The sequence below is a fragment of the Paenibacillus sp. N22P23 genome (genome assembly GCF_059383735.1).
Genome location: NZ_JBXENT010000003.1, coordinates 616244 through 627905 on the forward strand (window position 1 = coordinate 616244; position 11662 = coordinate 627905).

7 protein-coding genes are annotated in these 11662 nt (G+C 50.6%); 4 read left to right on the forward strand and 3 right to left on the reverse strand.

Features of this window, described 5'->3' with window-relative positions:
- Positions 1–83: 83 nt before the first annotated feature.
- Positions 84–1796 (reverse strand): extracellular solute-binding protein, encoded by a 1713-nt coding sequence (locus AC506A_RS17925; RefSeq protein ID WP_495462373.1) that lies wholly within the window; start codon positions 1794–1796, stop codon positions 84–86.
- Between the two features lie 114 nt (positions 1797–1910).
- Positions 1911–5627 (reverse strand): S-layer homology domain-containing protein, encoded by a 3717-nt coding sequence (locus AC506A_RS17930; protein WP_495462374.1) that lies wholly within the window; start codon positions 5625–5627, stop codon positions 1911–1913.
- 645 nt (positions 5628–6272) lie between these two features.
- Here AC506A_RS17930 and AC506A_RS17935 point away from each other — a divergent pair.
- The 4 genes from AC506A_RS17935 to AC506A_RS17950 all read left to right on the forward strand — a co-directional run bounded on the left by AC506A_RS17935 (position 6273) and on the right by AC506A_RS17950 (position 10080).
- Complete coding sequence (locus AC506A_RS17935) at positions 6273–6935, forward strand: NAD(P)H-dependent oxidoreductase (protein ID WP_495462375.1); 663 nt, start codon at positions 6273–6275, stop codon at positions 6933–6935.
- Positions 6936–6976: 41 nt separating this feature from the next.
- Entirely contained in the window at positions 6977–7492 is a 516-nt protein-coding gene (locus AC506A_RS17940) for a nuclear transport factor 2 family protein (protein ID WP_495462376.1), read from the forward strand.
- Positions 7493–7677: 185 nt separating this feature from the next.
- Entirely contained in the window at positions 7678–8028 is a 351-nt protein-coding gene (locus AC506A_RS17945; protein WP_495462439.1) for a winged helix-turn-helix transcriptional regulator, read from the forward strand.
- A gap of 195 nt (positions 8029–8223) precedes the next feature.
- Positions 8224–10080: a methyl-accepting chemotaxis protein gene (locus tag AC506A_RS17950; RefSeq protein WP_495462377.1), complete on the forward strand. Its 1857-nt coding sequence runs from the start codon at positions 8224–8226 to the stop codon at positions 10078–10080.
- Positions 10081–10133: 53 nt separating this feature from the next.
- On the opposite strand, the gene AC506A_RS17955 is transcribed toward AC506A_RS17950, so the two are convergent.
- The gene (locus tag AC506A_RS17955; RefSeq protein ID WP_495462378.1) at positions 10134–11654 is read right to left on the reverse strand and encodes an ADP-ribosylglycohydrolase family protein; all 1521 of its coding nucleotides are present in this window, start codon (positions 11652–11654) and stop codon (positions 10134–10136) included.
- Between the last annotated feature and the right edge of the window lie 8 nt (positions 11655–11662).

Genomic DNA, 11662 nt, shown 5'->3' on the forward strand with positions numbered 1-11662 from the left:
ACAAGATAAGGAAGGGAGGCCGGAAGCAAGTCCCGACCTCCCGATTGCGTTCATTACTTATGATGATTAATGATTCATGGTGTTTATGATTTTTTGGCGTACCAATCGTTAACTTCCTGCGTAATTTGTTCGCCGCCCAGCTTGTTCCAGTCGGATACGAATTGGTCGAAATCGGAGATCGGCGCGCCCAGGATGATTTTCGTAAACTTCTCGAGCACCAGTTTATCCAAAATCGCTTGTTTGTCCGTCATGCCCGGCGTTGGAGCGCCGAAGAATTCACTCTTCATCAGCAGGCTTTGATCGACGTAGTTTGCTCCGATGACATCCCATGAACCGCCGGCTCCGAATACTTTGTTTGTGCCCCAGTTCGTTTTGTCGCCGCCGTTGAACAGCACGATTTTGTCATAATAGCTTTTCTCTTCCGGCGTTAATTTAGCTGCATCATTGGCTTGAAGTGCTGTGACGACGTTCTTATGCACGGAAAGCAATCCTTGCGGCGTTCCGAAGCCGCCTTGCATCAGCGCATATTTGAAGAATTCGATTCCGTCTGCGCTGTGGAACTTAGCAGGTTCGGCCGTTTCGCCAACGATCTTCTCATTGTAGAAGTTAAACAGTTTGACGATCGCTTCCGGATGTTCGGCGCCTTTCTTGACGACCCAGAAGGCATTGAAATCAGCCTTCGATTGCGCCATCGCAGGCGTTCCGTCTACGGAAGGAATCGGGAATACGCCCCACTCTGCGTTCGGATCTTTGTTCACGCCGTCTTGCAGCGGCCACAGCGGATTCCACATCGCGCCGAAGCTCATGCCCACTTTGCCGGCCGTTTGCAGCTCGGCTGCTTTACCGCCGTCTTTGACGCCGAATTCTTTGTCAATCAAGCCCGCTTTATACAGCTCTTGCAGCTTCGCGAGGGCGTTTTTCATTTCCGGCTGCGTGCTGCCGTTGACGAGCTTGCCGGAACTGTCTTTGATCCAGATGTTCGCGTAAGCGTGGAAGCCGTTCATGAAACCGGAGAAATCCGGGTATCCGCCGAACAAGTCCTTCGAAGCGGCGAGGCCGTAAGTATCGTTCTTGCCGTTGCCGTCCGGGTCTTTCGTCGTGAACGCTTCCGCAATATTGATGAAGTCGTCCATCGTTTTCGGTTCGGGCAGGCTGAGTTTCTTAAGCCAATCGGTTCTGACATAAAGCAGCGGAGCTCCCCCGAGGTAATCCTCTGCAGGCGGGATGGCCATCAGCTTGCCGTCATACATAGCCGCCGATTTGGCGTTCGTGCCGCGGTCAATCATCGTTTTCGTCAATTCGGAGCCGTAGTCCGCGACGTACTGTGTCAAATCCTCGAGCTGTCCACCTTCTGCCAATTGGCGGAATTGTACGGAATCAACCTGGAAAATGTCCGGCAAATCGTTCGACGTAATCGTCAGGTTCATCTTCTGGCCGTATTGGTCGCCGTTGACGATCCATTTGTACTTGACCTTGATGCCGAGCTCGCTCTCGTAAGCTCTCGTCCACACGTTGTTCTCGATCGTGTCGCCGTCTTTGAATTTGTAAGTAGGATCTGTGTAGCGGACAGCTGCAATTTCGATCGGCGGATCGTATTTCGCGTTCGGATCGATCGCCGCCGGAGTCTCCGTCTCGGTCGTGCTTGTGTTTGCAGCCGTTTCCGTTTCAGCCGCCGGTGCGGTGGTATTTCCGCTCGTGCTGTTGTTGTTATTGTCGCTATTGCCGCATGCCGTCGTAACCGCCAGCAATAGAGCAAACGATGCGGTCAAGCTTCTGTTGCGCAGCTTCTTGTTCATACTGTGCCTCCCCGATTATATGTGTGTCTTAAGGAATCGTTCCTTATATGCTTAATGATAAAGCAGGTTTACTTCCGAGCCTATCGTCCGTTGTTTACATCGGATCGACCGATTTCAACTTCTTGCGTTGTAGAGATTGTAGAGCAATTCCGCCGTCTCCGCGCGGGTCGGCGTGTTGCCGAGATGGTCGAACAGCAGGGCGATCGCTGCCGGATCGAGATGAGAAGCTGCCCATGCCCGCTTCGCAATCGCGATCATTTCCACCTTTGTGATGGATGCGGTCGGATTGAATTTGTTATTTCCGCTGCCCGAGACGATACCTAATGCTCTCGCCGTACGAAGTGCATCCGAGTAGTAGGCATTGCCCGGCACGTCGGAGAAGCTGTCGCCTGTCTTTTCTCCCTTCCATTCGAGAATCCGTGAGAGCAGCAAGGCGAAATCCGCGCGAGAAATCGTTTTGTCCGGACTGAATCGGTTAACTGTCGTACCTTTGATAATCCCTTTGGAAGCTAATACTTCGATTGCTCGCTTTGCAGGCGATGAGCTGATATCATCGAACATCTTGTGGACGAAAGCGACGGCATACGTTCTGAAATGAGTTGTCTGGAAGACGACCGATTTCGTCTCGGCGTCGTAACGTCCGTTCGGGACAGCGCTGATGCGGCCCGCTCCGTCAACGTACCACACGACGATATGCTCGGGATTCCGTAATTCCTCCGCCGTCGGCACATAAGGAATACTTACCTGGATCGGTGCTTGCGGGTTATTCCATGAAATGACCTTATCTCCGTCTAGGGCGGTCAGCTCGATGACGGGATGATTGCCGATTTGTTGTTTTGTCTCTGCACTCCAAGTATCGGTATCTCTGCGGCCGATTTGAATTGATAGCTCGCTTGAAGCGATAGACTGTCCTTTAAACATGCCGCTTGGCAGCACGACCGACGCATGCGGCGTTTTCACTGCGATCGATAGCGACGAGTCGCCCGATAAAACATCAGCAGGCAGTTTGAGCTCGTATGTTGGAGCAGCCTCTTGGGATGCAGGCGCTTCGAGTACGATTTTATGGATACTGCTCTTAGCCGCGCTATCCTGGGCTTGTTTCCATACATCCTCGCTCACGGTTAACGTCGTGGTTCCCGTATTTGCATTCGTGGATACAGCCGGTACGATGACGACCGTATCTCCGACTACCTTCGTTGCCGGGATTGGCTCAGGCACATATGGACTAGACGTTGGAGGCTGAACAGCTGCATCCTGCTCAAACACCCTTACATAGTCGACGTACAAGTCAATTTGATCCCCATATTTCGCCAGATCGATCGGCCAGCCTCCACCGAGCGCCAGATTGATCATGAAGTACATCGGCGTATTGGCCTGCTCGAAAGACGGATGCCTCCATACCTCGACGTTATCGATGTAATAGATGACTTCCGTTTCGGTAATTCTCGTGCCATACGTGTGCCACGTCGACGCGTTGTCCCCATAGGCAAAATTAGTGGAAGAACAGTTCGTTTGATGGGTTTCCGGGCTGCCCGACCACCAATGCTTGGCTTGGCAGGCTCCGCTAGGATCGTGGCCGTAAGCCTCAACCGTATCGATCTCCGCTGTCGACGGCAGATGATCCGCTCCTGCACTGTTTTGGGACATCAACCAGAATGCCGGCCAGGCTCCTTTGCCCGCGGGCATTTGCATTCTCGCCTCAAAGTAGCCATTCGTCGCGGCAATGCCGGTACCATCCAAGCGGACGGACGAGAGCAATCCGCCGATATACTTGCGGTTCCAGCCTTGCGGATCTGCGTATCCGTCAGGTGCCTTCGTTACTCGGATGCGCAAATGATCGTCGCCAAGAATGGCGAACGGATTCAACGCGTCCGTCGGATCGGCGAAGATTGCTTCGCCGAATTCCGAGCCGTTTGGCCAGTCCGGCTTAAGGGACGCATACTGTGCTCCGGCGCCTGTCTTGGATACCGACAGCGGACCTGCGAAATCGTCCTGGAACAGTACATGCATGCCTGTCGTTTGCGGCGGCGCGGCCGGAATGCCTTTCTTCCAAACGACGCCGCCTTCGTTGTACAACTGCACATAGCTCGTCGTTGATTTCGTGAAGTTAGGATCGCCCTCCGCAGAATTCCAAGCATTCAGGATGACAGTGAGTGGACCGTGCGGCAATGTATCGGCATCGAGTTGGATCGAGCCATTCCCTTCCGCGTCCGGTGCAGTGTGCTGGATCCAAGCGTCATAGCCGTTCGGATCCGGATTCGCTTCATCCGGTTGATGCCATACTCTCGCCCATACGTTCTTCATCTCGGGGGCTTTGAAGTCGATGGTCACATTGCCCGATACGGTCGACCCGATAGCCGGGGATATAATTTCGATTGCAGGCTCGACTTCCACGACAGGAGGTGACGTCGGTACCGGTTCTTTGTTCGTGTCGACATACGAGACTTCGGTCGCTCCCGAACGGGAGTCTCCTTGGTGCGTGAACACGACGCGATACTTGCTGGCAATCACAGTGTTGAACGAAACGAGGTTCAAGCCCGGCGCCGGTTCGGCAGGTGTTCGTACTTGTCCGGGAACGCTAACCCAATCACTGCCGCTCCATGATTGAATATCGTACGAAGCCGGAGTTTTCACTCCACCGCCGTCGTCGTAGAGGTAAATGCCAGACATATTCTTGGAGAGCGCGCTTTCGTACTCGGTCTGCACCCAATCCGTACTATTCGGAGAGCCGTAGGCGGTCCAGCGATTACGCGGGAAATCGTTCAATGAGATAATGCCGTCATTGATAAAACTTGCCGAATCACCGTTGTTCTCATAAGACGCCGTCGCCGTGCCCGCGGAAGGCTCCGTCGGCAGCGACTGTATGGCGGAGTCCACGTACTGGATTTCGGTAACGCCTGTTTTGGCCGTGCTGTGCGTAAAGAGGACTCGGTACTTCTGCGCTTCCACCGGAGTGAACGTAACAAGATTAAGCGCATTGCCGACAGGTTCCGCTGGGGTTTTCGCTTGATTAGCAGCGCTCACCCATTCATTACTCTCATTTAAATATTGAACGTCATACGAGGCAGGCGGCTTGATGCCTCCACCATCGGAGAAGAGGTAAATGCCGACCGCATCCTTCCGCTTCGGCGAGCCGAAGTTCGTCTGTACCCAATCGGCTTCATTCGGAGACTCGTACGAAGTCCAACGATTCGCGGGAGCAGCTGCGTACGACACGATGCCGTCGTTGACGTGACTCACCTGATCGAGACGGAATGTATAAGATGCCGATGCATTGCCGAGCGGCGATACTTCCGCACCGGGTACCGGCTCGGTGTTCGAATCGGCGAAGATGATTTCCGTCACGCCGCTCTTCGAGCCAGAGTGCGTGAAGAGCACACGGAATTTCGTCGATGATACGGAATCGAACGTAACGAGATTCAGCTCGTTGCCGGTAGGCTCTGCGGGTGATTTCATTTGATGCGGAACGATCGCCCAGTCTGTTCCGTCCCAATATTGGACATCGTACGAGCTGGGAGCTTTGATGCCTCCGCCGTCGTCGAAGATATAAATGCCCGTCGTGTTTTTCGATGAGGCACTTGCGTATTCGAACTGTACCCAGTCCTGCGGGTTGGTCGATTCATAGGAAGTCCAGCGGCTCTTGGGGCTGTCGTCATAGGATACAATGCCGTCGTTCGCGTCTTCCAGACGATCACCGTGGTACGTGTACGATGCCGTCAACGCAGCCAAGGAATCCTCTGCGGCTGCCGCCGACAGGACGGGAAAGCAGTTTGCGATCAAACCCAAGGTTAATACCAGAGAGAACCATTTGAGCACGGATTGCCGTTTCATTGCTTATTGACCACTCCATTCTCCTCAGAAGGTGATCGGCACTCAGGGCCCTGAACGCCGATAACTTTATCTTACGGGAGTGCTCGGCTCTCGAATATCGTCCGTTGCCGACATCGAATCTACAATTCTTTACTATTTCATCTGCACATGAAAAAACCGAAGCAGCTGCTTCGGTTTTTTGAATTCCAATCTTTTTTAGTATCTGGCTGGGGTAATGGCTTTCTTTTTATTTTTAATATACCTCCCAAACCAACTCATCTTCTTATTACGTTCTAATGTAAATTTAGCACCATCAATTAATAGTCTAGACCTCAACTCATCACGACGATTTAATGTATGTAACCTCTTTAGAAACTGCTCGTCCACCGGCCCATCCCCCCATTGTTGTTAATAGAGAAACTAGGAAATAATGCGTATCTACATTCTATGATGTCCGATGAAAAAAGAGTGTCATACTGTCTGTGAAAATACGATGATTTTTGTCGAATTCGATTAAGATTTGAGCACCTGACTTTACTTTTATAAAGTAGGTTTAAAAAAATAGTCTCCTTATGCAATAGATTTATACCTGCTATAGTAGTCCCCAGGGCGATTGAAGCTTCAATTCCCACCCTATAACTAAACTCGTGAGGTGAATTCTATCCAATGAATATCGAGGCCAAAAAATCGGATTTGTTGTCTACTTTTCATTACAGGCATGCAACGAAAGAATTCGATCCGACGAAGAAAATATCCGAAGCCGATTTTCAATTCATTCTTGAGGCGGGCCGCCTTTCTCCGAGCTCAGGAGGCAATGAACCTTGGAAATTCGTTGTCGTTCAGGATTCGGAATTCAGAAAAGAACTCGCACCGCACGTATCCGGCGCCATGCGGTCGCTGCCTACGTCGAGCCATTTCGTTATTATTTTAGCCAGAAAAGGGCTCACTCATGATTCTTCTTATGTCTTGGAACAACTTACCCAAGTGAAGGGTATGCCTATAGAAGTGTATAAAAGCATGGAACAAGCCTACGCGCAATTCTACAATGATCTTCATCTGAATTCTGAGCGCGAGCTGCTGGACTGGTCTTCCAAGCAAACGTACTTGGCGATGGGCAATATGATGACGGCGGCGGCGCACATCGGCGTTGATTCATGTCCGATCGAAGGTTTCGATATGGATGCCGTCAATGAGCTGCTGGGCAAAAAAGGGCTGCTTGGTAACGACGAGTTCGGCTTGAGCGTCATGACGGCGTTCGGCTATCGCTCCAGTCAACCAAAGCGTGCCAAAACAAGACGGCCCATGGAAGATATCGTTCAATTCGTATAACGCTACAAGTTCCAAAAAAAACAAACAAAGGATGTGTCCGTATGTTAGACAATAATCAGCCATTAGCTGCGAAAATCGCAGAACTAGAAGAGAGATATCAGCGCATGGAAGATATTGAACAGCTTAAACAATTAAAAGCCCGCTACTTCCGTTTTGTTGATGAAAAGAAATGGACGGAATTCGGGGAGCTCTTTACTTCGGATGCCACGATTATTGCCCAAGGCCAAGATTTCTCTAAAGGCGGTAGTGCAGCTTATGCGAAAATGATCGGGGAGCTTGTAGGTAAGGCTCCTACGGTTCACCACGGGTATATGCCCGAGATTGAGATCATCGACAAGGATAACGCCAACGGTATTTGGGCCATGGAGGACTTGTTGACCTTCCCTGACGCGAAGGATGCCTATCCGGGACATCACGGGTATGGCCAGTACCGCGAAACGTATCATAAAGAGAACGGCAGCTGGAAAATCAGCAGCACGATTCTAACGCGATTCCGCATGGATCCTCTTACGAACTGGGATCCTAATACGGACCCTGTGACGGGAGAGCCTCACTGATTTCATTGAAGAACCATAATGAATGCATAAACGGGACAACGCAGAGTTAATGATCTGCACTGTCCCGTTTTGCTAAACATATAGTGGAGAATTTATTGAAGCCGTCACATAAGAAAACATCAAAAACCCGATAATAATAGACGTAACAATTGACAATTGTGGATCTCAATAAAGAATGCGAGATGATGAACTTGGAATCAACGAAATTTGAGATGCCTTGCATTGAATCGATTTCTGAAGTGTTGCAATTTCTTTCGGGAAAATGGACGTTTCTAGTCATAACCGAACTTTTAAAGCAGCCTCAGCGTTTCAATCAATTGCGAAGAAATTTAGGTAACGTGAATACGAAAGGTTTAACGGATACATTACGGAATTTAGAAGAACATCAGATGATAAAACGCCACGTATTTCCTACCGTACCTGTGACAGTCGAATATTCAATCACAGAAAAGGGAGCCTCCTTCTCGGATGTGTTTCAGCACATTAATCAATGGAAAACCACTTGGGATCCTCCCGTTCAACCTTCATCTCATTAAAGATCATCCCTGTCATCCACCGGTCCATCCCCTGTGATTTCGCAATTCAAACTCTTCCGAATCCCTTCGCCCACACTTACTTTCGATTTCGATCACGCCCATACTTAGCTAACACTTAACGAGAAAGTTTTCTAATACTTACGTGCTAAGTTATATGCGTACTCAATCATTTTTCATCGAAGGAGAATTCGGAGAATGCCGTTCTACCAATCCATTAAAGTGAAAATCATATTGGTTCTACTTCTTGTCGGTCTCATTCCGTTATCAGCCGCTTCCTCGTTGTTCGTGTACTACTTGAAAGACGGCTTGAAGCAAGAAGCTGAGCTAAACTTGGAACAGCGTGCGCAGCTAAATGCCAACGACTTGAATACATGGCTGACGCAGAAGATCAATACGCTCGTTAACACTGCGAATGCGCACCCCGAGTTTGCGGGCGCCTCCGCCGAGCAGGTTTTACCTGTACTGAAAATACTGGTTGAAAGCGATAAAGAGATCGCCGATCTCGGTTTCATCGACTCTGGCAAGATGGGTCATAATACGTCCGGAACGCAGTTTGACGCCTCAGAATTCGCTAATGTGAAATTGGCTCAGGAGGATCCTAAGCTCCGTGTTTCAGACATCGCGATTAAAGCAGGCTCCGGCGAGAAAATCGTCATCATCGACAAACCGCTCGTGAACGACCAAGGCAAGTTCGCAGGCATCGTGCAACAGCTTATTTTCGCCGACGAAATCTTGCAGCGCATGGATCATATCCGATTCGGGGAACAAGGCTTTGGCTATTTAGTATCGCCTTCCAATACCATTCTGGTTCACCCGAACAAAGCGTTTATTGGCAAAACAATTTCTGAGGTGGCAACTTCTGATACCGCCGATTTGATTCAAAACCAAGGATTAACCCGTAAGAATGGCATCTTCACGGATACATGGGACGGCCAAGTCCGTTCGACTGCGTACGCTGAAATCGCTTCGACCGGATGGAGAGTGTTCGTTACGTTGCCGCAGTCGGAGATGATGGAGAAAGCGAATGACATGACCTGGACAACGTTGATTATTATCATTTCTTGTCTAGTCGGCGTCGTTGTTCTTTCTCTCTTCGTGGCCCGAATTATTCAACGGCCGATTACACAAATGACTTCTTTAATGGCACATGTCGCCTCCGGGGATCTCACCGAGCGGATCGATGCATCCGGTAAAGACGAGATAGCCGTGTTAAAGCGAAACATCAACCACATGCTAGACTCCATGCGTGAAATGATAGGAAACGCGCTGCATACATCCAGCAGTGTAACGGCGGCTTGCGGGGAAATCTCGCTGAGCACGAACGAGGTCGCCAAAGGAAGCATGAATCAAGCCGAATCGGCGCAAATCATGAGCGATTTATTCAAGAATCTCTCGAGCGCGATCGGCGATATTTCTCAGGTTTCCAGAGAAGCTGCCCACTTGTCCGAGCAGACCGTAGCGGTCGCTCAAGATGGCAGCGACGCCGTCCATGTTTCGCTGAGCGGCATGCTGCATGTTAAGGATACCATCGGGCTTCTGGAACGCGACTCCATTAAAATCGGCGAAATCATCAACCTTATCGACGACATTGCCGAGCAGACGAATTTGCTCGCTCTCAATGCGGCAATCGAAGCGGCCCGCGCCGGCGAACTAGGCCGAGGCTTCGCGGTCGTCGCCGATGAAGTGCGCAAGCTGGCCGAACGCAGCAGCCAGTCAACAGGGGAAATCACGGAAATCATCAAGCTCATGCAGCAGAACACGGATAAGAGTGTGATCGCGGTCTCCGAAGGAGTCGCGCAATCCCAGAGAACGTACGATTCCTTTACTCAAATCAAGACGATCGTTGCAGAAACGTCGAAGAAAGTATCGGAGATTTCAAGCGCAAGCAGCTCTCAAATGCGGCAAGTTCAGCAAGTGACGGAAGCCATCGAATCCGTCGCCGCGGTCAGTGAACAAACAGCCGCCGCCTCTGAGCAAACGGCATCATCGTCGGAAGCACTGGAAAGTTTGGCACTCGAATTGAGCAGGAACGTGGCTAAATTTAAAGTCTAATTGCAAACAGGACAAGCTGCGCTGCTGCAGCTTGTCCTGTTTTTTCTTGCCTACTACGATATCAACACTACAGGAATTAACCCTTTCGTGTGCCTGCCTTGCGACCGGATTTCAACGATGAAATCGTGCCTGGATTCGTTCAGCAGTTCCGGCATTACGGTGAATTCGATTTCCTTCTTGCCGATATTGCAATGGTACTGCTCTAGGGAGAAGCGCGTTTTGGCCGATGGACCGACTTTCCAGCCGGAAGGTACATGCCATATGACTTCAATCCATTGCTGAACATAGATTTGGTTATCCAGGACAAGCTTGAACGTCTTTTGAACCCCTTCGCGAGCATATGGTTCGCCGTCGTAAACAAGCTGCGCCGAGAAGATAACAAAGTCGTAGTCGACCGCAAACGGGCCTTGAGCCAATTTATCGGAAAACGTTCTGGATGCCCACGCGTTGATTTTCACCGGCGTTTGATTAAGTTGAGACTCTTCCTTCATGCGAACCGTGTAACCGCCGTTAACATTCAGTACGTCGCACCACTCGCTTCCAAGGAATGTAGGCGCGAGTCGCAGCACTCTGTCCGTCATTTCCGTCACCGTCTTCGGATAATTAATTCCGTTCTCGGTAATGTTGAGGCAGCACGTTTTAATGTTGTCTCCGATCGGAGTTTTCCATTTCTCAGGTATTCCGCTTTCTCCGTAAATGATGCCGAGGATAGCTCCAACCGTCGCAGCCGCGCAATCCGTATCTTCTCCGCAGTTCGTGGCGATACAGACGCTCTCCCCGAAATCTCCTTCACCATACAACCATCCGATTAAGGTGATACCTACGTTACTAGGCGCATCCCAGCCGATTTCTCCGATCGGCGTTTCTTCCGGGATGTCTTCAAACGGCGTGCACAATACTCCGAAGCTTCCGGGAACGTCTTGCAATACGCGAATTCTTGCTTCTTGCCACGTAAGGCCCGAACGATAGCTTTCGATCGCCGTTCGAATTCCCTTCGTGACGCCGCAGTCATCCGGAATATAGGAGAGGCCGATATCGATCAGACGAAACGTATCCTTCTCGGCGAATGCGGCGCTTTGCACGGCGGCAAAAAACACTTCGGCATACACGCCTTCGTGGCTATGGTCCACGATTGCATCTTCATAGGCGTATTCGACGGCAATTTCCGGATGTCCCGGAGCGAGACAAGCCCATATTTCGGATCGGATACATGCGCCGTTGCTATCGCGAAACACATTGTTGACGTACCCGGACAATGGCGGCACGATCCCCATCCGCATATTGTTCTTACCAGCGCCATATTCGCCCCAGTTCGGAACGATAAAGGAATGCCAGTATTCGCCTAAGATTCTGGCATCTACGGCCCTGCCGTATTTCTCGGCTGCGTTGAGCCATACCAGTTGAAGATCGAGATCGTCGTTGGGCAACGGGTCACCGTTAAGCTCCTGGGTGTAGAAATCGACGTTAAACACGCCTCTACGGCATTCGAAAGGTGCGCCGAGCGTACCTCCAATGTTTTTGCCGATCCAACAGCCTCGTACTTTTTCTTTATACTCCTGGAGCGATAATATCACGTTGAGTC